Source organism: Streptomyces sp. NPDC048441 (genome assembly GCF_043200235.1).
Classification (GTDB): Bacteria; Actinomycetota; Actinomycetes; order Streptomycetales; family Streptomycetaceae; genus Streptomyces.
Window position 1 is genome coordinate 1 of record NZ_JBICXM010000004.1, and the last position, 23,806, is coordinate 23,806.

Consider the following 23,806-nt stretch of genomic DNA (forward strand, 5'->3'; position numbering starts at 1 on the left):
AAACGCCCGGTTACATTCCGAACCCGGAAGCTAAGCCTCATAGCGCCGATGGTACTGCAGGGGGGACCCTGTGGGAGAGTAGGACGCCGCCGAACAATCTTTAGAGGACCCCTGGTCCCAGCACACACGCTGGGACCAGGGGTCCTTTTTGTTTTGTCGAAGCGCGCCGGCTACCCGGCTGCGTCAGAATGACTGCGGTACCGAAGACTAGGAGTCACCGATGTCCACCAACTCTCCTGACGAGCGACCGGAGCGCGAGCAGCGCGGCCGGGACGGTGGCGACCGGGGCGGATACCGCGGTGGCGCACCGCGTCGAGACAACGACCGCAGCGGCGGTGGGCGTCCTCCGTTCCGTCGCGACGAGCGTCCCACCTCTGGCGGGCCGCGCCGCGATGACCGTGACCGGGGCGCGCCGCGCAGGGACAACGACCGCGGTGGCGAGCGCGGTGGCTTCCGGCGTGACGACAACCGTGGTGGCGCCGGCGGCGACCGTGGCGGGTTCCGTCGTGATGACCGTTCGACCTCCGGCGGGCCGCGCCGTGACGACAACCGTGGTGGTGGCGACCGCCCCGGGTTCCGTCGTGACGGGGACCGTCCGCAGTTCAAGCGCGACGACCGCGGCGGTGACCGCGGTGGCTTCCGTCGTGATGAAAACCGCGGCGGCGGTAGCGGTAGCAGCAGTGGTGGCGGTGGGTACCGCGGGCGTGATGACCGTGAGGGCGGTGGGCGTCCCCCGTTCCGTCGCGACGATCGCTCGACCTCCGGCGGGCCGCGCCGTGACGACAACCGTGGTGGCGGCGACCGTCTCCCGTTCCGTCGTGATGACCGTTCGACCTCTGGCGCCCCGCGTCGTGACGACCGTCGTGACGGGGACCGTCCGCAGTTCAAGCGCGACGACCGTCGGGATGACCGCGGCGGTGACCGCGGTGGGTTCCGCCGTGACGACAACCGTGGTGGTGGCGACCGTCCCGGGTTCCGTCGTGACGGGGACCGTCCGCAGTTCAAGCGCGATGACCGTCGGGATGACCGCGGTGGCGAGCGCGGTGGGTTCCGCAGGGATGACCGCGGTGCCGATCGGGGCGGCGACCGCGGTGGTGACCGTGGCGGGTTCCGTCGTGACGACCGGCGTGATGACCGTCGCGATGACCGGCCCCGTGGTGGTGACCGTCCCGCTTTCCAGCGCGATGACCGTCGCGATGATCGCGGTGGCGAGCGCGGTGGGTTCCGCAGGGATGACCGCGGTGCCGATCGGGGCGGCGACCGCGGTGGTGACCGTGGTGGCTTCCGCCGTGACGACAACCGTGGCGGCGGCAGCGGTGGCGGTGGCTTCCGTGGTCGTGAGGACCGTGGGCCGCGGCGTGAGGACAGCCGTGGTGGCGGGCGGCCCGGCGGCGGTGGCCGTGGGCGCGATGACCGGCGCGATGGCGACCGTGGTGGCTACCGCGGGCGTGACGAGCGTGACCGCGAGCCCATCAAGCGGCTGCCGATCCCCGATGACGTCACGGGGCACGAGATCGACAAGGACGTGAAGCAGGAGCTGCAGAGCCTTCCCAAGGGTCTCGCCGAGGACGTCGCCAGGAACCTGGTGATGGTCGCCAACCTCATCGACGAGGACCCCGAGCAGGCGTACGCCTACGCGCGGATCGCCCTGCGCCTCGCCTCGCGGGTCGCTGCCGTACGAGAGGCGGCGGGCTTCGCCGCGTACGCGACGCAGAATTACAGCGAGGCGCTTGCCGAGTTCCGTGCGGCACGGCGGATGACCGGCACTGTCGAGCTCTGGCCCGTGATGGCGGACTGCGAGCGCGGTCTCGGCCGGCCCGAGAAGGCGCTGGACATGGCCGGTGCGCCCGAGGTGCAGAAGCTGGACAAGCCGGGGCAGGTCGAGATGCGGCTCGTCGCCGCCGGTGCGCGGCGTGACCTGGGGCAGATCGATGCCGCCATCGTGACGCTGCAGGGCCCTGAGCTCGGGTCGAACTCCGTACAGCCGTGGACCGCGCGACTGCGGTACGCGTACGCCGACGCGCTGCTGGCGGCGGGACGTGAGGACGAGTCGCGCGAGTGGTTCGCGAAGGTCGTCGAGTCCGACAAGGACGGCAGCACCGACGCGTCCGACCGCCTTGCCGAGCTGGACGGTGTCGAGTTCGTCGACGCTCTTCAGGGCGACGAAGAGGGTGGCGTCGACGTGACGGCGCTGGTCTCGGAGTCCTCGCTCGGCGACATCGCAGTCGTCCAAGAGGATGACGAAGACGCTGAGGACGACGAAGACGATGACGATGACGATGAGGAAGATGACGCGGACGGCAAGGTCTGAGTGCTGAGCTAGTCGCCGACAACGGGCGGGACCCCACCAGGGGTCCCGCCCGTTGTCGTTTGTGCGCGATGCGCGGGAGTCAGAAGTCGAGGCTGCGCAGGACCAGGCCCGATGCGGGCTTGGGGCCGAAGGACGTGGACTTGCGGGGCATCGTGACCCCCTGTTGGGCCAGTTCGCGTACGACTTCTTCGCGGACCGGGTGCATCAGGACGGCCGTACCGCCGTCGCGTTCCGCCTTCTCCACGGTCGCCTCGGTGGAGTGGATGTACGCGATGTGCTCCGGGGCGTCCGGGATCTGCCAGATGTGGTCGAGGAGCGTGGAGTGGAGGACCGTCGCGTCGAGGGTGCGCCAGGCCTCTGGGGGGTCGGCGGGGATCGTACGGGCGAGGAGGTCCGGGGAAGGGCGGTCGACGAGGTGGAAGGCGCCGTCGCCCACGAGGAGGAAGGCGTTGCTCTCGGCAGCGGCGTCGGCCAGGGCGTCGAGGGCGTGCGGCAGAGGGCCTTCGACGGTGCGTACGCGGAAGGAGTCCGCGAGGGCGGCGAGGGCGTCGGTGACCGGGAGCTGGTGCAGGTAGCGGTGGATGGAGCGGACCCGGAGCGGGTAGCGCGCTGTGTCGACCAGGAGGACGAGGCCGAAGTCCCACGGGCTGGGGGACGGGTGCTCCGAGCGCAGCCGGAGGTTGGTCGCCCAGCGGTGGTGTCCGTCGGCGATCAGGGCCTGGTGGTGGGCGAGATCTGACTGGATCTCGGCGAGGTCGGCGGGGTCGGAGACCGCCCACAGGCGGTGGCTGAAGCCGTCCTCCGTGGTCGTCGACAAGAGGGGCTTGTTCAGTACGGTGCGTTCGATGACGGATGTCGCGCCTGTGGCGTCGCCGTTGGAGCGGTACGTCAGGAGCAGCGGCTCGAGGTTGGCGCTCGTCGCTTGCATCAGGCCCGCGCGGTCCTCCACGACGTGCGGCATGACGCCTTCGTGGGGGAGGACGATGCCCTCCTCCGCCTCGGAGAGGCGCAGGGCGCCTATGACGCCGCGCTGCAGGATGTCGGCGTCGCGCTGCTCGTAGATGTAGAGGCGGGGCTCCGGGTCGGGCGCGAGGATGCCCTGGGAGAGCCAGTCGTGCAGGGTCTGTGCCGCCTGTTCGTTCCGGGCCGCCGGGGTGGTGGCCTGGGGGAGGATCAGGCGGACGATGTTGTGCGGGTCGGCGGACTCCAGGTGGAGCAGGCCGTCGGGCCGTACGACCACGTCGTACGGCGGGGACGTCACGGCGGCAAGGCTGCCGACCCGTTCGGGGACGTAGCGCACGCCTCGGAACGGGATCAGATCGAGGCCTTGGTCGTCGGTATGACCCGCTGTGTTCATTGCTGCATCGTATGTGTGTCAGTGGCATAAGCGATGATCGGGGGAGTGGGATCGATCGAGGAGCGATGCGTAATGAGCCAGACCGTCAGGACACGGCCCGAAGGCAGCCGGAATGTGCTGAGTGAGGCGTATGACACGGCGCTGCTCGACCTGGACGGGGTGGTGTATGCGGGAGGTCATGCGATCGCGCACGCCGCCGATTCGCTGGGGGTGGCCAGCGCGGGTGGGATGCATCTCGCGTATGTGACGAACAACGCGCTGCGTACGCCGGACGCGGTGGCCGAGCATCTGACGGAGCTGGGGATTCCGACCGGGGCGTCGGACGTCATCACGTCCGCGCAGGCCGCGGCGCGGCTGGTGAGTGAGCAAGTCCCCGCGGGGGCGCGGGTGCTCGTGATCGGCGGGGAGGGGCTGCGGGTCGCGCTGCGGGAGCGGGGGCTCGAGCCGGTGGAGTCCGCGGATGACGATCCTGTGGCGGTCGTGCAGGGGTACGGCGGGCCCGATATGGCGTGGGGGCGGTTCGCGGAGGCCTGTTACGCGATCGCGCGCGGGGTGCCGTGGTTCGCGTCCAACACCGACCTGACGATTCCGAGTGCGCGGGGCATCGCGCCCGGCAATGGCGCGGCGGTCGAGGTCGTCCGCATCGCGACGGGCGCGGAGCCGCAGGTGGCGGGCAAGCCGTTGCCTCCGATGCACCGCGAGACGATCCTGCGGACGGGCGCCGAGCGGCCGTTGGTCGTGGGGGACCGGCTCGACACGGACATCGAGGGCGCGTTCAACGGCGAGGTGGACTCGCTGCTGGTCCTGACCGGGGTCACGGACGGCGCCCAGCTCCTCGCGGCCCCGCCAGAGCACCGGCCGACGTACGTGGACGCGGATCTGCGCGGCATGTTGACAGGCCAGCCCGAAGTGACCTCGGCGGACGGCGGCTTCGGCTGCGGCGGGTGGACCGCTTCGGCGCGAGGGTCCGAGCTGGTACTCGACGGGGATGGCGATGTGCTGGACGGGCTGCGGGCGCTGTGCGCGGCGGCGTGGACGGATGCGGGGGACGGGGCGTCCGCGCTGGACGGGGGGAAGGCGTTGTCGCGGCTGGGGCTTTGAGGTCCTGCGCCGGGGGGATGGGCCGGGGGGGTGGCGAGCCTCAGGGTGAGCGCGGTGCGGGGCGCGGGGTGAGGGGCCACGGGGTAAGCGCGGTGACGGGCCTCGCGGTGGCGGGCTGTGGGGTAACACCCCTTTGGATGACCGACTGAGGGGTGGCGGCCTTCGGGTGGTGGCCTTGGGCATGGTGTCGGCTTCAGGCTGTTTCCTCGCGGTCGATCAGTTCGTCCGTGGTGGTGCCCTTGCGCCAATAGCCCGAGAACGACACGCGCTTGCGGTCGATGCCGCGGTCGGTGACCAGGTGGCGGCGGACCGTCTTGACTGTGGCGGACTCGCCCGTGACCCAGGCGTACGGAGTGCCCGGCGGCAGCTCTGCGGCACGGACCGCCGACGGCGTCGCGCCCTCCTCCGTGAGCCAGGTGATCTCGGCGTCTGCCTTGGTGGTCAACTCCTGCCGGTCCGCCGGGTCGTGGATCTCGATCCAGACGCGGGTCGGGACGGCGGGCGGGAGCGTTTCGAGGATGGCCGCCACCGCCGGGAGCGCCGACTCGTCGGCGGTCAGGAGGATCCAGTCGGTGTCCTGCGGCGGCCTGAAGTCGTACGCGCCGTTCTCCTCCTCGATCGGGGCGAGTACGCCGATCCGGTCGCCGGGGCGGGCAGTCCGCGCCCAGCTGGTGGCCGGGCCGTCGGCGGGGGACGGGGCCGGGCCGTGCACCGCGAAGTCGACGATCAACTCGTCGGGGTCACGGCGCAGTTCACGCGTGGTGTACGTGCGCATGATGCCGCGCACCTCGGGGTCGAGGGCGCACCAGTCGGCGTACCAATTGGCCGCGTCCCCGCCTGTCGTGTCCGGCATGACGGGGGCGTCCTGCCCCGGATGCGGCAGGAAGATCTTGATGCGCTGGTCGCGGCCGGCCGAGGCCATCTCCGCGAGGCCTTCGCCGCCGAGGGCCACGCGGATCATGGCGGGGGTGACGTACTCGGTGCGCAGGACCTGGACGTCGAAGAAGTGGTAGGGGGATGCAGTCATCAGGTGAGCCTCTTCGGCTTCTCGAGTCCGAGCGCCCCGGCCGCGCCGAAAATGCCATGGCGGGGCAAGGCGGGAGGTATCGGGCGGCGGGTATGCGTAGGTGGTGCTTCTCTCGTCGAAGTCGAGTGCGAGGGTAGGCTAACCTAACCTGGTGTTGGTTGACAGTCCCCCAGAAGCCAGCGCGGACACCGCCCCCGCGCCACCCAACCGCCGCCGCGCGATACGCAGCGCCGGGCTCCTCGTCTCGGTCTGTGTGCTGCTGCTCGTCGTCGTGGCGAGCATCGCGGTCGGTGCCAAACCGATGTCCCTCGACCAGGTCTGGCACGGTCTTTTCCAGGACACCGGGACGTACGGCGATGTCGTCGTCGCGGAGCGGCTCTCGCGGACGCTGCTCGGAGTGCTCGTCGGTGTGGCCCTCGGCCTCGCCGGAGCCGTCCTGCAAGCGCTGACCCGCAACCCGCTCGCCGATCCGGGACTGCTCGGCATCAACCTCGGCGCATCGGCCGCCGTCGTCACCGCCATCAGCTTCTTCGGCGTCACCTCACTGAGCGGCTACGTGTGGTTCGCCTTCTTCGGAGCGGCAGTTGTCGGTGCCGCCGTCTACGCCCTCGGCGGCACACGCAACGCGACCCCGGTGCGCCTCGCGCTCGCCGGAACCGCGCTGAGCGCCGCGCTCTACGGCTATCTGCAGGCCGTGATGATCATGGACAACGCCGCGCTCAACAAGATGCGCTTCTGGACGGTCGGTTCCCTGGCGTCGGCCAAGAACGAGACCATCCTCCAGGTCCTGCCCTTCCTCGTGATCGGCATCGTGCTCGCACTCGGCCTCGCCCGGCCGCTGAACGCGATGGCCATGGGCGACGACACCGCCCGCGCGCTCGGCGCCCATCTCAACCGCACCCGCGCCCTGTCCATGGCAGCCGCGACCCTGCTCTGCGGAGCCGCGACCGCGGCCTGCGGGCCCATCATGTTCGTCGGCCTGATGGTGCCGCACGTCGTGCGCTCCTTCACCGGGCCCGACATGCGCTGGATCCTGCCGTACGCGGCGATCCTCTCGCCGGTCCTGCTGCTCGGCGCGGACGTCATCGGGCGCATCGTCGCGCGGCCCGCGGAATTGCAGGTCGGCATCATCACCGCGCTGATCGGCGCCCCGGTCTTCATCTTTCTCGTACGACGGCGGAGGCTGGCTCAGCTGTGAAGGCGATACGCACCCGGGGCGGGCTCAGCTTCCGTCTCGACGTCCGCACGGCCGTGGTCGTCGCCGTGCTCATCGTGGCCGCGCTCGCTGCGAGCGTCGTCCTGATCGGCACCGGCGACTTCTACATCCCCACCGCCGACGTCATCCGCACCCTGCTCGGCAACGGAGACGCCGGGCAGGAGTTCATCATCAACGACCTGCGCCTTCCGCGGGTCCTCGTCGGCCTCCTGGTGGGCGCCGCGCTCGGGCTCGGCGGCGCGATCTTCCAGTCCATCTCGCGCAATCCGCTGGGCAGTCCGGACATCCTCGGCCTCGGCCAGGGGTCCACAGCGGGCGCGCTCATCATGATCGTCCTCTTCCAGGGCAGCGCGGTGCAGGTCGCGGGGGGTGCGCTCGTGGGCGGCCTGGTGACGGGGCTCGCGATCTACGTGCTCGCCTGGAAGCGGGGGGTGCATGGCTTCCGGTTCGTCCTGGTGGGCATCGGCGTCTCCGCCTTCGTCACCGCCGTCAACGGCTATCTGCTCACCAAGGCGGACCTCGTCGACGCCGCGCGCGCCGTTGTCTGGATGACCGGCTCCCTCAGCGGCCGGGACTGGGAGCAGGTCTGGCCGCTGCTCGTCCTGTGCGCGATCCTCGTACCGATCGTCATGACGTACGCGCGTCCACTGCGGATGCTGGAGATGGGCGACGACGTCGGGTACGCGCTCGGCGTGCCCGTCGAGCGCACCCGTATCGTGCTGATGGCCTCGGCCGTGCTGCTCACCGCGGCCGCCACCGCCGCCGCGGGACCCGTCAGCTTCGTCGCGCTCACCGCGCCGCAGCTGTCCAGGCGGCTCACCCGCTCGCCGGGGCCGAACCTGATGCCCGCGATGTTCATGGGCGCCACCCTCCTTGTCGTCGCGGACTGGGCATCGCAGCGGGCGTTCGGCGCCGATCAGCTGCCCGTCGGCGTGGTCACGGGCGTGCTCGGCGGCATCTACCTGCTGTGGCTCCTCGTCATCGAGCGCAAGGCGGGGCGGATATGAAGACGCGCAGGACGCCCAGGACACCAGAGACGCCCATGAACACGAATACCTCTGAGAGCACCGACAGGCAGGAGCGTGCCGCTGTGAACCGGCTCATCGCGGACAACGTGACCCTCGGCTACGACCAGCGCGTCATCGCTGAGAAGTTGTCCGTCGAGATACCCGACAACTCCTTCACGGTCATCGTGGGGCCGAACGCCTGTGGCAAGTCCACGCTGCTGCGCGCTCTGTCACGGATGCTCAAGCCGTCGTCCGGCCGTGTCCTGCTCGACGGGAACGTCATCCAGTCGATGTCGGCGAAGAAGGTGGCCCGGACGCTCGGCCTGCTCCCGCAGTCGTCCATCGCGCCCGAGGGGATCACGGTGGGCGACCTGGTGGCGCGGGGGCGCTACCCGCACCAGGGGCTCCTTCGCCAGTGGTCGGCCGACGATGAACGCATCGTGGGCGAGTCGATGGCGTCGACCGGTGTCGCCGAACTGACCGATCGCTATGTCGACGAACTGTCGGGCGGGCAGCGCCAGCGCGTCTGGATCGCGATGGCGCTCGCCCAGCAGACCCCGCTCCTGCTCCTCGACGAGCCGACCACGTTCCTCGACATCCAGCACCAGATCGACGTGCTCGACCTGTGCGCCGAGCTGCACGAGGAGCAGGGCCGCACGCTCGTCGCCGTCCTGCACGACCTCAACCACGCGGCCCGGTACGCCACCCACCTCATCGCCCTGCGCGAGGGCGAGGTCGTCGCCGAGGGCCCGCCGTCCGAGATCGTCACGGCGAAGCTCGTACGGGAGACCTTCGGGATGGACTGCCAGATCATCGAGGACCCGGAATCGGGGACGCCGCTCGTGGTGCCCGCGGCACGGCGGGGGCGTACGAAGGCGACGGCCGCCGGGGTTGGAACGGCTGCCGGAGCTAAAGCAGCGACCTGAGGCGGAGCAGATCGCGCAGGCCGGCCTCCAGCTTGACCCGGCCGGAGGCCCAGGCCCTCGCGAAGTTCAGCTCGCCGTCCACCATCGCCACGAGGTCGTCGCCGGACATGGCGAGGCGGATCTCGGCCTTCTCGCGAGGAGCGCCGGGGTGCGTGTCGAGCACCGTGATCCGGCCGTTCTCGAGGCGGCCCGTGAACGTCACATCAAGATCGGTGATGCGGCAGCTGAGCGAACGATTGAGCGCGGCGGCGCTGCGTACGCCGCCTTCGGCGCCCGCCAGATTGTCCGAGAGTTGGTCGAGAGCCGCGCGGCACTCTTCGATCGTCGCCATCGTGATCGACGGTACCCCAGCCCTTCGAGGTAGCGTCTGAGCATGAGCGACTCGTTGCCGGGCCCCGAGCCCGAGCCGGTGGAGCCCGAGGCCGCCGAGGCCGCGGCGGAGACGTACGACCCTGTGGGGCCCGCGCCCCTCGGGGTGGAGCGCGCCCCGACCGGCGACGCGGAGGTGGACGCCCTGCTCACGCGTCTCGCCGACGCCGACCACCTCGCCACTGACGGCCACATCGAGGTGTACGAGGATGTACACCGGGGACTGCGCGACGCGCTGACCGCGCTCGACGCGCACCCCGGGCCGCCGGCGCCCTCACCCATGGGGACGCCGTCGGCTTCGCACCAGCACTCACCCTCGTACAACAGGAGCTGAACAGAACGTGGCAGGAGTGGCACGCCGCCGCCTCGACGCCGAACTGGTCCGCCGCAAGCTGGCGCGCTCGCGCGAGCACGCGAGCCAGCTGATCGCCGCGGGGCGGGTGACCGTCGACAAGAACACCGCGACCAAGCCCGCGACGCAGGTGGAGACCGCAGCCGCCATCGTGGTCGCGACCGACGAGAGCGACCCCGACTACGTCTCGCGCGGCGGCCACAAGCTGGCGGGCGCGCTTGCCGCGTTCATGCCGCAGGGCCTGGTCGTCGAGGGGCGGCGCGCGCTTGACGCGGGCGCGTCCACCGGCGGCTTCACCGATGTGCTGCTGCGAGCGGGAGCCTCGGGCGTCGTCGCCGTGGACGTCGGGTACGGACAGCTCGCCTGGTCGCTGCAGAGCGACGACCGGGTCACCGTGAAGGACCGTACGAACGTACGGGAGTTGACGCTGGACGCCATCGACGGCACGCCCGTCGACCTGATCGTCGGCGATCTCTCCTTCATCCCGCTCGGCCTTGTGCTGCCTGCCCTCGTGCGGTGCGCCGCGCCCGACGCGGACCTGGTCCTGATGGTCAAGCCACAGTTCGAGGTCGGCAAGGAACGCCTGGGCAGCGGCGGTGTGGTGCGCAGCACCGAACTGCGGGCCGATGCCGTGCGCACAGTGGCGGGGAAGGCGTGGGGACTCGGGCTCGGCGTGCGTGGCGTGACTGCGAGCCCGCTGCCCGGACCTTCCGGAAATGTCGAGTACTTTCTGTGGCTGCGTGCCGGGGCGCCCGAACTCGACCCGGCGGACGTTGACCGTGCCGTGGCGGAGGGGCCCCGTTGACCGATACCCGAGCTCGTACTGTTTTTCTGCTCGCGCACACCGGACGGCCTGCCGCCATCCGCAGTGCCGAACTCGTCGTCCAGGGGCTGCTGCGCAGCGGCATCGGCGTACGGGTCCTCGAGGCGGAGGCGGTCGATCTGCCGCTGCCGCCCGAGGTGGGCACGGTGAAGGAGGCGACGCCGCAGTGCCTCGACGGCTGTGAGCTGCTCGTCGTGCTCGGCGGCGACGGCACGCTGCTGCGCGGCGCCGAGTTCGCCCGCGCCTCCGGGGTGCCCATGCTCGGCGTGAACCTGGGGCGCGTCGGCTTCCTCGCCGAGGCCGAGCGCGACGACCTCGACAAGGTCGTCGACCGGGTGGTCACGAAGGCGTACGAGGTCGAGGAGCGGATGACCATCGACGTCGTCGTGCACAGCAACGGCGATGTCGTGCACCGCGACTGGGCGCTCAACGAAGCCGCCGTGCAGAAGATGTCGGCCGAGCGGATGCTCGAGGTCGTCCTGGAGATCGACGGGCGTCCGGTCACCGGCTTCGGCTGCGACGGCATCGTGTGCGCGACGCCGACCGGCTCCACCGCGTACGCCTTCTCCGCGGGCGGGCCCGTGGTGTGGCCGGAGGTGGAGGCGCTGCTCATGGTGCCGATCAGCGCCCACGCCCTGTTCGCCAAGCCCCTGGTGACCTCGCCGGACTCGGTGCTCGCCGTCGAGGTCCAGCCGCATACGCCGCACGGTGTGCTGTGGTGCGATGGGCGGCGGACCGTGGAACTGCCGCCGGGGGCGCGGGTCGAGGTGCGCAGGGGTGGGGTGCCGGTGCGGCTTGCGCGGCTGCACCATGCGTCCTTCACCGACCGGCTCGTGGCCAAGTTCGCGCTGCCGGTGTCCGGGTGGCGCGGGGCGCCGCACTAGCGTGGTGCTCGGGGCGGATTCGGCTGCGGGTTTGTTGTGGCTGAGCGCGCCGTTCCTCGCGCCCCTCCGGGGCGCTCACGCTGCCTGCACCACAGTGATCGCTCGGCGCCGCATCACACTCGCCACCGGGAGGCCTGTCGCGAGCAGCGTGAGCAGCAAGGTGCCCGCCGCTATCCCTGTCGGCACGCCCCACGGCAGGTGGGGGACGGGTGAGCCGAAGGCCGGGTTGAGGATCGGGGCCAGGGTGCCCAGCGCTATCGCGGCGCCGAGCAGCAGCGCCGTCCCCGCGACGACCACGGCCTCCCAGGCCGCCATGGCCCGCACCTGGGCGCGCTGGCTGCCCACTACGCGCAGCAGGGCGACGTCGCGGCGGCGCTCGAAGGAGATCATGGCGAGGGTGTTCGCCGCGGCGATCGCGGCGAAGCCCGCGTACAGACCCGTGCCCACATAGTCGAGCCAGACCTCACCCGCGCTGCCCGCGGAGCCCGTGTGGTGCTGTGTCGTGGTGCGCACGCCGATCTTGGTGAGGCCGAAGCCCACGACCAGGACGAGCGGCACGACCGCGGCGGAGAAGCGGCGGGGCTGTGAGCGGACGTTGAGCATGGCCAGGCGCGCGCTGCTGCCGAACCGGCCCACCAGCGCGGAGACCAGCCAGGCCGCGGGCCCGATGATGCGCGGGCCGAGCAGCCCCGCGCCGACGCAGAAGAGGATCAGGACGAGGAAGGCGCCCTCGCTCGCCTCGTCCGCGGGCTGCCGCGACAGGAGCACCGAGACGACGCACGCCCCCGCGACCGCTATCAGCCCCAGCGGCGCCCGCAGCAGGCCGAGCCCTCGCCGCCCGGTCGCGGCCTCGCTCAGGGCGAGGGCAGGGCGCAGCAGCGAGAAGCGCAGTGCCGAGAGGAGGGCGGCGAGCGTCGTCGTCACCACGGCCACGCCGAGGCACACCGGCAGGGCGACCCAGCTGAAGCGGAACGTGGCCTCGGCGGGGAGCAGTCCGTGCTCGATCATGCCCGCGTGCCACCACCGGGCGACGACGCCGCCGACGGCGAACCCGGCGAGCGCCGCCGGGATCGACGCGGCGAGGGCCTGACCGGCGACCGCGCGGCGGACCTGGCGGGGCTTGGCGCCGATGGAGCGCACCATCGCCAGTTCGCGGTGTTGTTGCGTGACGGCCGTCCCCATCGTCGACGCGACCACGAATATCGACATGTAGATGGAACCGATCAGGAGGACGACGGCCATGTCGCCGACGCCGCTCTCGGTGACCTGTGCGCGGGCCCGCGCGGAGAGGCCGTCGGTGCCTGTCGAGCCGAGCATCATCGTCGACGCGCTCACCACCGTCGCCGCGAAGAGCGCGGCCACCGCCGTGCCCACGAATGCCGGGCGATGCGCGCGCAGCGCCGCCCGTGCCAGTCCAGTTCCCATACCGATCATGGTGGGGCGGCAGGGCCCCCGCGCACCAGGTGGTAAGCCGGAAGATCATGGTGGGGTAATCCCCACCTCCTGTGGGTGACAGCGTCCGTTCGGTACCGCTTTGCCACCTGCGCCTTCGCTGAACGAAGGCGGAAGGAACCCAGGGCCCGTCGCACACCTGGCCCATGACCTCGTAAGGTCGTGTCCGTGTTGGAGGAGATGCGGATACGGTCGCTCGGAGTCATCGACGACGCGGTGGTCGAGCTGTCGCCGGGGTTCACCGCCGTGACGGGCGAGACCGGTGCGGGCAAGACGATGGTGGTCACCAGCCTCGGCCTGCTGCTCGGCGGACGCGCGGATCCCGCCTTGGTGCGGATCGGCGCCAAGGCGGCGGTGGTGGAGGGAAGGATCACCGTGCCCGCCGGTGCCTCGGCCGCCGTGCGCGCGGAGGAAGCGGGGGCCGAGCTCGACGACGGGGCGCTGCTGATCAGCCGTACCGTCTCGGCGGAGGGGAGATCCCGTGCGCATCTCGGCGGGCGTTCGGTCCCGGTGGGCCTGCTCGCCGAACTCGCCGACGACCTCGTAGCGGTGCACGGACAGACGGACCAGCAGGGGCTGCTCAAACCGGCCAGGCAGCGTGGCGCGCTCGACCGGTACGCGGGCGACGCGGTCACCGTGCCGCTGGCCAAGTACACGGCGGCGTACCGCAGGCTGCGGGCCGTGACGACCGAGGTGGACGAGATCACCACGCGCGCGCGTGAGCGTGCCCAGGAGGCCGACCTGCTGCGCTTCGGCCTCGACGAGGTCGCCGGTGTCGAGCCGCGCGCGGGCGAGGACACCGAACTGGCCGCCGAGGCCGAGCGGCTCGGCCACGCGGAGGCGCTCGCGTCCGCCGCCACGTCCGCGCACGCCGCCCTCGCGGGCAACCCCGAGGACCCGGAGGGCGTCGACGCCACGACGCTGGTCGCGGGCGCCCACCGGGCCCTGGAGGCGGTGCGCTCCCATGACCCCGCCCTGGCGGCACTCGCCGAGCGGATCGGTGAGATCGGGATTCTGCTCGGCGATGTGGCGGGGGAGCTGGCGGGGTACGCCGACGACCTCGACGCCGATCCCCTGCGCCTCGCGGCGGTGGAGGAGCGGCGGGCCGCCCTCACCCAGCTGACCCGGAAGTACGGCTCCGACATCGACACCGTGCTCGCCTGGGCCGAGGAGGGGGCCGCCCGGCTCACCGAGCTCGAGGGCGACGACGACAGGCTGGGCGAGCTGATCGCTGAGCGGGACGCCCTGCGGGGTGAACTCGCGGGGCTCGCACAGGCGTTGACCGAGGCGCGCCAGGAGGCGGCGTCCCGGTTCGGGGCGGCCGTCACCGCGGAGCTTGCCTCCCTCGCGATGCCGCACGCGCGCGTGACGATCGACATCACCAGTACGGAGGTGCCGGAGGGCGCGGACGGTGTGCCGGTCGACGGACGCCTCGTCGCGTACGGCCCGGCTGGTGTCGACGAGGTCGAACTCCTCCTCGCCCCGCATCCGGGCGCCCCGCCGCGGCCGATCGCCAAGGGCGCGTCCGGTGGTGAGCTTTCACGCGTGATGCTCGCGGTCGAGGTCGTCTTCGCGGGGACCGATCCGGTGCCGACGTATCTCTTCGACGAGGTCGACGCGGGCGTCGGCGGCAAGGCCGCGGTCGAGATCGGCCGCAGGCTCGCGAGGCTCGCCAAGTCCGCGCAGGTCGTGGTCGTGACGCACCTGCCGCAGGTGGCGGCGTTCGCCGATCGGCAGTTGCTGGTGGAGAAGACGAGTGACGGTTCCGTGACGCGGTCCGGGGTTCTCGTGCTCGAAGGGGAGGACCGGGTGCGGGAGTTGTCCCGGATGCTGGCCGGTCAGGAGGACTCGGAGACTGCTCGGGCGCACGCGGAGGAGTTGCTGGCCACGGCTCGGGGGGACGGCTAGGTGGGGGGTGGTGGCCGTTGGGCGCCGTCATCACCGGCTTCGGCGAGTTCGTCCTCAAACGCCGGACGGGCTGAAAAAGGACGTATCGCCGCCCTCCTGGCTGCCGCTGCTGTCACCCGCGCCGCCACCGCCGCCTTGCGTTCACGCGCCCCCGGCGGTCCCGGCCGCTGGCAGCGGCAGAACTACGTAGGGCGGACAGTGGAGTTGTACGCCGGGCCCGCCGCCGCCCTTGGCGTGGCGGCCGGAGCCGTGGCGCTGCCCGCGCGGGCCCGTGCCGCCGCCGCGCTTGCGGTGCTCTCCGCAGGTGCCTGTGGGGCGTACGACGACATGGCGGGGGAAGGTGATCCGCGCCGGGGGTTCCGTGCGCACCTGGGCGCGCTGCGGGGTGGTGAAGTGACCAGCGGGGCCGTGAAGTTGTTCGGGGTCTCGGCGGCGGGTCTCGCCGCCGGTGCGCTGCTCAAGGAGCGGCCGGTGGACAAGCTCCTTGCGGGAGTGGTGATCGCGGGTGCCGCCCACTTCGTCAACCTCGTGGACGTACGCCCGGGAAGGGCCGCCGGAGCGGTGCTCGCGCTGGGGGTGCCTGGGCTGCTGCGCAGAGGTGATGCCCGAGTCCTCGCCGCCGCCTCCGTCGGGGCCGCGGCGGCCGTGCTCCCGGAGGACGTCGGGGAGCGCGCCATGATCGGCGACGCGGGAGCGCACGCCCTGGGAGCGGCCCTCGGCTGCGCCGTCGTCGCGGGCAACGGCCGCGTGGGGCTCGCCGCCCATGCGGCCGGTCTGATCGCCGCGGCGGCGTACGGAGAGAAGGTCAGCGCCGCCGCGGGGGCACGAGGCTAGGGGGCCAGGCCACGCCGCGCCGCCCGAAAGCCTTTCGCCCGGTGCACCCCCGCTGCGAAGATGCCTTGGGCCGCAGGCCACCCGCGGTCATCGAACGCCGTTGTCCTCACCCGTGTGGGTGATCCGCGTCAGGGAGTTGCCCGCCCCGGCGCGGAAGAGACCTTTCGGCGGTGCCGGAACGTCCGTACGGACTGGCATCCTTGGCGCAGCCCCCCGACGCCCACCCAGGAGCCCCGGCTACGTGAGCCACGTGAGCAGCCACTCACCGCACGGCCAGACCCCGCTGCACACCGTACAAGTGCTTGGCGGTGGCAGCGCGGGCAGCAGCGCCCACGTCAGGTCGCTCGCCGCGGGCCTCGCGGCTCGGGGCGTGCGGGTCACGGTGTGTGCCCCCTCCGAGGCGGCCGGCACCTTCGATGTGGGGGGCACCGGCGCCCGGCACGTCCACGTGCCCCGCCGCAGCGACCCCGCGTCCGTCGCCTCCCTCCGTCTTGCCTGTGCCGACGCCGATCTCGTACACGCGCACGGACTGCACGCCGCACTCCGCACGGTCGTCGCGCTCGCGGGCCGCCGCATCCCCCTCGTCGTCACCTGGCACACCCGCGCGCACGCGGAAGGGGCCCGCGCCCGCGTCCTGCACCTCTTGGAGCGGCGCGTCGCCAAGGCCGCCGCCGTCGTGCTCGGCACGTCGTCCGACCTCGTCGACCGGGCCCGCAGCAGGGGCGCGCGGGATGCCCGGCTCGTGCCCGTCACACTCCCCGCGCCGCAGGCGGTGGCAGGCGCTCTCGAAGAGCCCGACGGTTTCCGGCACAAGGCCCGTGCCGAACTGGGAGCCGTTGACCAGCCGTTGATCGTCACGGTCGGGATGCTCGAGCGGCACCGGGGCTATGACGTCCTGCTCGACGCCGCGCGTGGGTGGCGGCACCTCGACCCCCTGCCGCTCCTGGTCATCGCGGGTGAGGGGCCCGAGCGCGGCGCCCTGCAGCGTCGTATCGCGGACGAGGGGCTGCCGGCCCGGCTCGTCGGGCGGCGCGACGACGTGCCCGAACTGCTCGCGGCGGCCGATGTCGTGGTCCTTCCCAGCAGCTGGGAGTCCCGCTCCGTGCTCGCCCAGGAGGCCCTGCACGCGCGCGTGGCGCTCGTCGCGACCGCGGTGGGCGGTGTCCCCGAACTCGTGGGCGACGGAGCCGAACTCGTCCCCTACGGAGATGCGGAGGCCCTCGCCACCGCCGTCGCCCGCCTCCTCGCCGACCCCGAGCGCAGGGAGCAGCTCCAGGACAAGGGCGCGGCCCAGGCGGCGACCTGGCCGACAGAGGACGAGACGGTGACCCAAGTCCTCGGCGTCTACGACGAGTTGACGCAGATGCGGAGCACGTAGGGCCCGTCCCCAGGTCGCCGCTCCTATGTCACATGCCTCCGCGCCCGCAGCGCCAGGCTCAGCGCGAGCACCGTATGCGGGTCGTCCAGGTCCGTGCCGAGCAGCTCGCTGATCCTGGCGAGGCGGTTGTACAGCGTCTGGCGGTTCAGGTGCAGTTCGCGCGCCGTCTCCGCCTTGCGCCCCGCATGTGCCAGGTACGTCTGCAGGGTCGGCAGGAGCGGTGGCTTCGAGCGCAGGTCATGGGTGCGCAGCGGGCCGATCGCGCGGTCCACGAACGCGGCGAGCGCGGAATCGTCGTAGTTGTGCAGGCGCCAGAGAAGCAGGTCGATGTCCAGGCGCCGCGCGTCGTACCAGGGGCGGTCCGAGAGCCCCTGCGCGGCCGTCGCCGTCTCCGCCGCGTGCCGAAGCCCCGCCGAAGCCGCCGCCCAGCCGCCGGCGACCCCCACCACCACGACCGGTGGCAGCGCCCCCGCCCGCTGCATCCCCGCCCGCTCCACGCCGGCCCGCAGCGCCGCGGCGACCCGGTCGGCCACCGCCGTGCGTTCGGATTCCGAGCGGAGTCCGAGGAGTAGCGGGACGCGCCCCTCGACCGGACGTACGCCGAGCAGCACCGGCACCCCCACCGCGGTGAGCTCCTCCGCCACCGCCCGCGCGAGGACCGCCCAGCCACCCCCGGGCGGCAGACCGTCCGCGAGGCGCATCACCACCGGGAGCAGCGGACTCTCGCCGGGCTTGAAGCCGAGCACCCGCGCCTGGGCGGGCGCGTCGTCGGCCTGGATCCGCCCCTCCGCCAGGTCGGTCAGGAAGTCGCCCCGGCCGCGCGCGGCGAGCTCCTCCTCCTGCCGGGCCTGCATCAGGACCACCGCGAGTGAGCCCGCGGCCCGTTCCGCGGCGATCCGGTGCACCGGAAGCAGTGCGGACTCCACGGCTAGCAGCACGAGCCGGGCGCGCACCGAGCCCGAGCCGGGCCCACCGCCAGGCACATCCACCAGCACCGCGCTCGCGGGCGGCCCCTCCTTGTGGTGACCCCGCAGCCCCTCCCACACCTGGAGCGGATCGGCACACTCGGTGCCCGCCCCGGCGGCGTACAGAAGCTGTCCGTCCGCCGTCTCCAGGAACACCGGGTTGCCGCTGAAGTCCGCGAGGACGTTCAGGACCTGGGGTACGCCGCCCCCGCCGAGCAGCGCCTCCGTGCAGCGCCTGTGGACCTCCTCGGCCCGCTGGAGCAGGGCGTAGTGGCCGTTGACGATCTCGGTGTGGACCTCTTCGGTGACCGTCACGAACGGCACCTCGCGGTGCAGCTGCACCAGCGGGAGCCCCGCCGCGCGCGCCGTCTCCACTATCGCCGCGGGGAGCCGCGTGAAGCGCGGGCCGAGCTCGACGACGAGTGCCGCGATACCGCGTTCGGCGAGCTTCCGTACGAAGACGCGCTGTTCGGCGGGGCGTGCGCCCAGGCCGAGGCCCGTGGTCAGGAGGAGTTCGCCGCCCTTGAGGAGCGAGGCGATGTTCGGCACTTCGCCCGCGTGCACCCAGCGCACCGTGCGCTGCAGCCGTTCCGCTCCCGCGACCACTTCCGGGAGCCCGCCGCGAAGCCCCGGAAGTTCCAGGGCCCGCTGCACGGTGATGCCGCCCTGAGTGCTCTGCGTGCCCTGACTGTCCATGGGGCGGAACCTACCTGCGCATACGTTCCGGGAACATCTCCGACCCGTTACGGGAACGATCTCGTCGGCCCGTGGCCCGACAACTCGTCGTGCCTGCGCACCAATTGCGCGACCTCCTGTCGGTTGTGGCGTACGTCACTCCACGGCAAGGTGCCCGCCATGCCAGAGCAATCAACCACACCCGAGGTCCACCGCCTCAAGGCGAACTCCGTCGGCCTCGTCGGCGTCGTCTTCATGGCGGTCGCCACCGCGGCGCCCATCACGGCGATGACCGGCAACCTCCCCATCGCCGTCGGCGCGGGCAACGGCACCGGAGCGCCCGCGGGCTATCTCTTCGCCACGCTCGTCCTGACCGTGTTCTCGGTCGGGTACGTCGCCATGGCCAAGCGGATCACTGCCGCGGGCGCCTTCTACGGCTACATCTCGCACGGCCTCGGCCGTATCGCGGGCATGGCGTCGGGAATGCTCGCCGTCCTCGCGTACGTCGTCTTCGAGGCGTCCATCGTCGGCGTCTTCTCGTACTTCGCGAAGACCACCGTCCATGATCAGCTCGGCGCCGACCTGCCGTGGATCCTCTATGCGGCCGCGATGCTCGCCGTCACCGTCGTCCTGTCGTACTTCGACATCAACCTCACCGCGAAGGCACTCGGCGTGATGCTGATCGCCGAGATCGCGGTCCTCTTCGCCGTCGCCACCGCCGTACTGATCCACGGCGGCGGACCCGACGGCATCCCCGTCGAGCCGATCAACCCGAAGAACGCCTTCACCGGCACATCGGCCGGTCTTGGCCTCTTCTTCGCCTTCTGGTCCTGGGTCGGCTTCGAGTCCACCGCGATGTACGGGGAGGAATCCCGCAACCCGAAGAAGGTCATCCCGCGCGCGACCCTCATCTCGGTCGTCGGCGTCGGCCTGTTCTACATCTACGTCTCCTGGATGACCATCGCAGGCAACGGCCTGGCCGGTTCGGTCAAGGTCTCGCAGTCCACGAGTCCGCTCGACCTGTTCTTCGACCCGGCCCACACCTTCATCGGGGCCTGGGCGGTCGACACCTTCCAGTGGCTCCTGATCACCGGCTCGTTCGCCTGCGGCATGGCTTTCCACCAGTGCGCCTCGCGCTATCTGTACGCGATCGGGCGCGAGGGATTCCTGCACCGGGGCCTGGGCCGCACGCACCCCAGGCACGGCTCCCCGTACATCGCCTCCTACGTCCAGTCCGCGATCGCCGTCACGCTGGTCGCCGCCTTCTGGCTCACCGGTCAGGACCCGTACATCCACCTCTACACGCTGCTCGCGATCCTCGGCACGATGGCGATCCTCATCGTGCAGACCCTCTGCTCGTTCGCCGTCATCGGCTACTTCCGCAAGAACCATCCCGAGGACCGGCACTGGTTCACGACCTTCCTCGCGCCGCTGCTCGGCGGCATCGGCATGATCGCCGTCGTCGTCCTGCTCGTGATCAACATGGACACCGCGGCGGGCACGGCAGCCGACTCCCTCTTCTTCAAGGCCATCCCCTGGATCGTCGGCCTCGTCTTCTTCGGGGGCCTTGGCCTCGGCTGGTATCTGAAGGCCAGGCGGCCCGACCGCTACGCGATCATCGGCCGGATCGTTCTGGAGGACGCGGCCGAGCGCACGACCGACACGACCGACACCGAGCCATCGTCCGCGACCGTCTGAGGGGATCTCCCATGTCTCGTACGCATCCCATGCACGCCTTACAACGACTGGCCGCAGAGCACAGCGAGGCCGGGCGCCGCGGAGTCCCCGTCGCCGAAGTCCGCGGCGCGGCCGGGCCGCCGAGCCGAAGAACGGTCCTCAAGGGGGCGGCGGGCCTCGCGGTCGGCGCCGGTCTGGTGGCCGCTCCCCGTGCCGAAGCCGCGACCGGCAGGGGCGCACCCCGTATAGCGGTCGTAGGAGCCGGGATCTCGGGTCTCACCGCCGCGCTCACCCTCCACGACGCGGGCCTGAACTGCACGCTCTACGAAGCCAACCCGGACCGGGTCGGCGGCCGCATGTACACCCAGCGCGACCACTGGGCGTACGGCCAGACCTCCGAGATCGGCGGCGAGCTGATCGACACCAGCCACAAGAAGATCCTGGAGCTGTGCCGCCGCTTCGGTCTCCCCGTCGAGGACTTCCTCGGCGGCGGCCCGAGCGGCGCCGAGGAGACCCTCTGGTTCAACGGCGCCTACTACCCGCGCACCCAGGCCGACGAAGACTTCAAGGCGGTCTATCAACTCCTGCGCCGCGACCTGTCGGAGGCGGGCGAGGTCCTCTGGAACCAGACGACCCCGACCGGCACCGCGCTCGACAACATGTCGATTTATGAATGGATCGAGTCGCGTGTGCCGGGCGGGCACACCTCCCCGCTCGGCCGCTGGTTCGACGTCGCCTACAACGTCGAGTACGGCGCCGACACCACCGACCAGTCCGCGCTCGCCCTCGTCCTGCTGATGGGCTACCAGACCAATCCGGGGCACTTCAACATCTGGGGCCTGTCCAACGAGCGTTACCACGTCACCGGCGGCAACGACCAACTCCCGCACGCCATAGCCGACTTCCTGCCCGACGGCACCCTGCGCCCCGGCTGCTCCCTGACCGCCGTACGCGCCAACGCCGACGGCACCCAGACCCTCACCTACACCGAAGCGGGCGCCACCCGCACCGCCACCGCCGACCACACGATCCTGTGCGTACCGCTGCCGGTGCTCAAGCAACTCGACCTCAGCAAGGCGGGGTTGGACGCCCGCATGACGAACCTCCTGCGCGACGCCCGCATGGGCCACTGCACCAAGCTCAACATGCAGTTCAGCAGCCGCCCCTGGCGTGGCACCGGCACCTGGCCAGGAGTGAGCGCGGGCGACTGCTTCACCGACGCCGACTTCCAGCAGACCTGGGACACCACCAAGGTCCAGCCCGGCACTGGCGGCATCCTCATCCAGTACGGCGGCGGCACCCTCGCCAAGTCCCTGTCACCGGCGGGCCCGTTCAACTTCGAGACGGACCCCTACGTGAAGGACCTCTCCACCCGCTACCTGGGCCAGATCGACAAGGTCTTCCCCGGCACCGGGGCCGCCTGGACCGGCCGGGCCCAGCTCTCCGCCTGGCACAAGAACCCCTACGCCCTCGGCGCCTACTCCTACTGGCCCGTCGGCTACCTGCACCGCTACGCGGGCTACGAAGGCACCCCGCAGGGCAACCTCCACATCGGCGGCGAGCACTGCAGCTACGACTTCCAGGGCTTCATGGAGGGCGGCGCGACCGAAGGGGAACGCGCCGCCCGGGAGGTGATCGGAAAGCTGGCCCGGCCTTTGTAGCTAGCCTCCGTACGCCCCACTCGCGGTCAGCCGCAGTGCCGTGTCGATCAGCGGCACGTGGCTGAACGCCTGCGGGAAGTTGCCGACCTGGCGCTGCAACCGCGGATCCCACTCCTCGGCGAGCAGCCCCAGGTCGTTGCGCAAGGCGAGCAGCTTCTCGAAGAGCTTGCGGGCCTCGTCGACGCGGCCGATCATCGCCAGGTCGTCCGCCATCCAGAACGAACAGGCCAGGAAGGCACCTTCGTCACCTTCGAGCCCGTCCACGCCCGCGTCGTCGCCCGTGGTGGGGTAGCGCAGGATGAAGCCGTCCGACGTCGAGAGTTCCCGCTGGATCGCCTCGATCGTGCCGATCACGCGCTTGTCGTCGGGCGGCAGGAAGCCCATCTGCGGGATGAGCAGCAGTGAGGCGTCCAGCTCCTTGGAACCGTACGACTGCGTGAACGTGTTCCGCTCCTTGTCGTAGCCCTTCTCGCACACGTCCCGGTGGATGTCGTCGCGCAGCTCGCGCCACTTCTCCAGGGGGCCGTCCGCGTCGCCGGACTCGATGAGCTTGATCGTGCGGTCGACGGCGACCCAGACCATGACCTTGGAGTGCACGAAGTGGCGGCGCGGTCCCCGCACCTCCCAGATGCCCTCGTCAGGCTGGTCCCAGTTCGTCTCCAGGTAGCGGATGAGCTTGAGCTGGAGCAGCGAGGCGTAGTCACTGCGGGCCAGGCCCGTCATGTGCGCCAGGTGCAGGGCCTCGGTGACCTCGCCGTACACATCGAGCTGGAGCTGGTGCGCGGCGCCGTTCCCGGCTCGGACGGGGGTCGAGCCCTCGTACCCCGGCAGCCAGTCGAGCTCTGCCTCGCCCAGCTCACGCTCGCCCGCGATGCCGTACATGATCTGTAGGTTCTCGGGGTCGCCCGCCACCGCGCGAAGGAGCCACTCGCGCCAGGCGCGGGCCTCCTCGCGGTATCCGGTGCGCAGGAGCGAGGAGAGCGTGATGGCGGCGTCGCGCAGCCAGGTGTAGCGGTAGTCCCAGTTGCGGGAGCCGCCGATGTCCTCGGGCAGCGATGTGGTGGGCGCCGCGACGATGCCGCCCGTCGGGGCGTACGTCAGGGCCTTCAGCGTGATCAGCGAGCGGATCACGGCCTCGCGGTACGGGCCGTGGTACGTACAGTGCTCGACCCACTCCTGCCAGAAGTCCTGCGTCGCCGTCAGGGCGTTCTCCGGCTCGGCGGGGGCGGGCGGCTGCTTGTGCGACGGCTGCCACGAGATGGTGAACGCGATCCGTTCGCCGGGCGACACCGTGAAGTCCGAGTACGTCGTGAGGTCCTTGCCGAAGGTTTCGGCCGACGTGTCGAGCCACACCGAGTCGGGCCCCGCGACGGCCACCGTGCGCCCGTCGACCTTGTGCACCCAGGGCACCACACGGCCGTAACTGAAACGCATCCGCAGTGCGGAGCGCATCGGCACCCGACCGCTGACGCCCTCGACGATCCGCACCAGCTGCGGGGCGTCCGTGTCGCGCGGCGGCATGAAATCGGTCACGCGGACCGTGCCGCGCGGGGTGTCCCACTCGGATTCCAGGATCAGCGAGTCGCCGCGGTAGGTGCGCCGCGCGGCTGTCGGCGGCGGCGCGTCGGGGCTGTGAGCGGGCCCGATGCGCCAGAATCCGTGCTCCTCCGTGCCGAGCAATCCGGCGAAGATGGCGTGCGAGTCGAAGCGGGGCAGGCACAGCCAGTCGACTGTGCCGTCCCGGCAGACCAGGGCAGCGGTCTGCATGTCTCCGATGAGTGCGTAATCCTCGATGCGCCCGGCCACGTGCATCTCCAGTCAAACGGCCACGTCGCCCTCTCGGGGCGCTCGCTCTACGGTCAAGGGTTCGCTGTAAAACGAAC

General features: G+C 71.4%; 20 protein-coding genes and 1 rRNA gene. 14 read left to right on the forward strand and 7 right to left on the reverse strand.

Features of this window, described 5'->3' with window-relative positions:
- A 5S ribosomal RNA gene (gene rrf / locus ACGFSB_RS11115) occupies positions 1–95 on the forward strand; the annotation flags it as partial.
- Between the two features lie 119 nt (positions 96–214).
- Here the strand turns inward: rrf and ACGFSB_RS11120 are convergent.
- On the reverse strand, positions 215–1,510 hold the full coding sequence (locus ACGFSB_RS11120; RefSeq protein WP_393398091.1) for a hypothetical protein: 1,296 nt from the start codon (positions 1,508–1,510) through the stop codon (positions 215–217).
- Between ACGFSB_RS11120 and ACGFSB_RS11125 the strand changes: the two genes are divergently transcribed.
- Positions 1,481–2,311 carry a hypothetical protein gene (locus ACGFSB_RS11125; RefSeq protein WP_393398040.1) on the forward strand — a complete coding sequence of 277 codons (831 nt, stop codon included), beginning with the start codon at positions 1,481–1,483 and terminating at the stop codon, positions 2,309–2,311. The genes ACGFSB_RS11120 and ACGFSB_RS11125 overlap by 30 nt on opposite strands.
- Positions 2,312–2,390: 79 nt before the next feature.
- Here ACGFSB_RS11125 and ACGFSB_RS11130 read toward each other — a convergent pair whose 3' ends face one another.
- Positions 2,391–3,668 carry a DUF1015 family protein gene (locus ACGFSB_RS11130; RefSeq protein ID WP_393397057.1) on the reverse strand — a complete coding sequence of 426 codons (1,278 nt, stop codon included), beginning with the start codon at positions 3,666–3,668 and terminating at the stop codon, positions 2,391–2,393.
- Between the two features lie 72 nt (positions 3,669–3,740).
- Between ACGFSB_RS11130 and ACGFSB_RS11135 the strand changes: the two genes are divergently transcribed.
- Entirely contained in the window at positions 3,741–4,769 is a 1,029-nt protein-coding gene (locus ACGFSB_RS11135) for an HAD hydrolase-like protein (RefSeq protein ID WP_393397059.1), read from the forward strand.
- Positions 4,770–4,962: 193 nt separating this feature from the next.
- On the opposite strand, the gene ACGFSB_RS11140 is transcribed toward ACGFSB_RS11135, so the two are convergent.
- A complete protein-coding gene (locus tag ACGFSB_RS11140; RefSeq protein WP_393397061.1) occupies positions 4,963–5,796 on the reverse strand; it encodes a siderophore-interacting protein in 834 nt (277 codons plus the stop codon).
- A gap of 151 nt (positions 5,797–5,947) precedes the next feature.
- Here ACGFSB_RS11140 and ACGFSB_RS11145 point away from each other — a divergent pair, with 151 nt between their 5' ends.
- Genes ACGFSB_RS11145 through ACGFSB_RS11155 form a run of 3 tightly spaced genes read left to right on the forward strand, consistent with a single transcriptional unit; the run spans position 5,948 to position 8,945 of the window.
- Complete coding sequence (locus ACGFSB_RS11145; RefSeq protein ID WP_393397063.1) at positions 5,948–6,994, forward strand: FecCD family ABC transporter permease; 1,047 nt, start codon at positions 5,948–5,950, stop codon at positions 6,992–6,994.
- Positions 6,991–8,019 (forward strand): FecCD family ABC transporter permease, encoded by a 1,029-nt coding sequence (locus ACGFSB_RS11150; protein ID WP_393397064.1) that lies wholly within the window; start codon positions 6,991–6,993, stop codon positions 8,017–8,019. Before ACGFSB_RS11145 ends, ACGFSB_RS11150 begins: the two co-directional genes overlap by 4 nt.
- 35 nt (positions 8,020–8,054) lie before the next feature.
- A complete protein-coding gene (locus ACGFSB_RS11155) occupies positions 8,055–8,945 on the forward strand; it encodes an ABC transporter ATP-binding protein (RefSeq protein ID WP_393397066.1) in 891 nt (296 codons plus the stop codon).
- On the opposite strand, the gene ACGFSB_RS11160 is transcribed toward ACGFSB_RS11155, so the two are convergent.
- On the reverse strand, positions 8,929–9,276 hold the full coding sequence (locus ACGFSB_RS11160) for an alkyl sulfatase C-terminal domain-containing protein (RefSeq protein WP_393397068.1): 348 nt from the start codon (positions 9,274–9,276) through the stop codon (positions 8,929–8,931). The two genes, ACGFSB_RS11155 and ACGFSB_RS11160, sit on opposite strands and share 17 nt — an antisense overlap.
- A 42-nt stretch (positions 9,277–9,318) precedes the next feature.
- Here ACGFSB_RS11160 and ACGFSB_RS11165 point away from each other — a divergent pair, with 42 nt between their 5' ends.
- From ACGFSB_RS11165 to ACGFSB_RS11175, 3 genes are read left to right on the forward strand one after another with little or no spacing between them, the layout of a single operon-like run.
- Positions 9,319–9,648 carry a hypothetical protein gene (locus tag ACGFSB_RS11165; protein ID WP_393397070.1) on the forward strand — a complete coding sequence of 110 codons (330 nt, stop codon included), beginning with the start codon at positions 9,319–9,321 and terminating at the stop codon, positions 9,646–9,648.
- 7 nt (positions 9,649–9,655) lie between these two features.
- Positions 9,656–10,471 carry a TlyA family RNA methyltransferase gene (locus tag ACGFSB_RS11170; protein ID WP_393397072.1) on the forward strand — a complete coding sequence of 272 codons (816 nt, stop codon included), beginning with the start codon at positions 9,656–9,658 and terminating at the stop codon, positions 10,469–10,471.
- Positions 10,468–11,373 (forward strand): NAD kinase, encoded by a 906-nt coding sequence (locus ACGFSB_RS11175; protein ID WP_393397074.1) that lies wholly within the window; start codon positions 10,468–10,470, stop codon positions 11,371–11,373. Before ACGFSB_RS11170 ends, ACGFSB_RS11175 begins: the two co-directional genes overlap by 4 nt.
- 75 nt (positions 11,374–11,448) lie before the next feature.
- Here ACGFSB_RS11175 and ACGFSB_RS11180 read toward each other — a convergent pair whose 3' ends face one another.
- Positions 11,449–12,798 (reverse strand): FtsX-like permease family protein, encoded by a 1,350-nt coding sequence (locus tag ACGFSB_RS11180; RefSeq protein ID WP_393397075.1) that lies wholly within the window; start codon positions 12,796–12,798, stop codon positions 11,449–11,451.
- A gap of 207 nt (positions 12,799–13,005) precedes the next feature.
- On the opposite strand from ACGFSB_RS11180, the gene recN reads away from it, so the two are divergent.
- From recN to ACGFSB_RS11195, 3 genes are all read left to right on the forward strand, one after another.
- A complete protein-coding gene (gene recN / locus ACGFSB_RS11185; protein WP_393398042.1) occupies positions 13,006–14,733 on the forward strand; it encodes a DNA repair protein RecN in 1,728 nt (575 codons plus the stop codon).
- Positions 14,734–14,868: 135 nt separating this feature from the next.
- Positions 14,869–15,567 (forward strand): hypothetical protein, encoded by a 699-nt coding sequence (locus ACGFSB_RS11190; protein ID WP_393397077.1) that lies wholly within the window; start codon positions 14,869–14,871, stop codon positions 15,565–15,567.
- 241 nt (positions 15,568–15,808) lie between these two features.
- Entirely contained in the window at positions 15,809–16,945 is a 1,137-nt protein-coding gene (locus tag ACGFSB_RS11195; RefSeq protein ID WP_393397079.1) for a glycosyltransferase family 4 protein, read from the forward strand.
- A 23-nt stretch (positions 16,946–16,968) separates the two neighbouring features.
- Here ACGFSB_RS11195 and ACGFSB_RS11200 read toward each other — a convergent pair whose 3' ends face one another.
- Positions 16,969–18,606, reverse strand: coding sequence for a PucR family transcriptional regulator (locus ACGFSB_RS11200; RefSeq protein WP_393397081.1), 1,638 nt, complete (start codon positions 18,604–18,606; stop codon positions 16,969–16,971).
- 159 nt (positions 18,607–18,765) lie between these two features.
- Here ACGFSB_RS11200 and ACGFSB_RS11205 point away from each other — a divergent pair, with 159 nt between their 5' ends.
- Positions 18,766–20,283, forward strand: coding sequence for an APC family permease (locus ACGFSB_RS11205; protein WP_393397083.1), 1,518 nt, complete (start codon positions 18,766–18,768; stop codon positions 20,281–20,283).
- A gap of 11 nt (positions 20,284–20,294) precedes the next feature.
- Entirely contained in the window at positions 20,295–21,923 is a 1,629-nt protein-coding gene (locus ACGFSB_RS11210) for an FAD-dependent oxidoreductase (RefSeq protein WP_393397085.1), read from the forward strand.
- Here ACGFSB_RS11210 and ACGFSB_RS11215 read toward each other — a convergent pair whose 3' ends face one another.
- Complete coding sequence (locus ACGFSB_RS11215; protein WP_393397087.1) at positions 21,924–23,735, reverse strand: glycoside hydrolase family 15 protein; 1,812 nt, start codon at positions 23,733–23,735, stop codon at positions 21,924–21,926. It abuts the gene before it with no gap.
- Positions 23,736–23,806 lie beyond the last annotated feature (71 nt).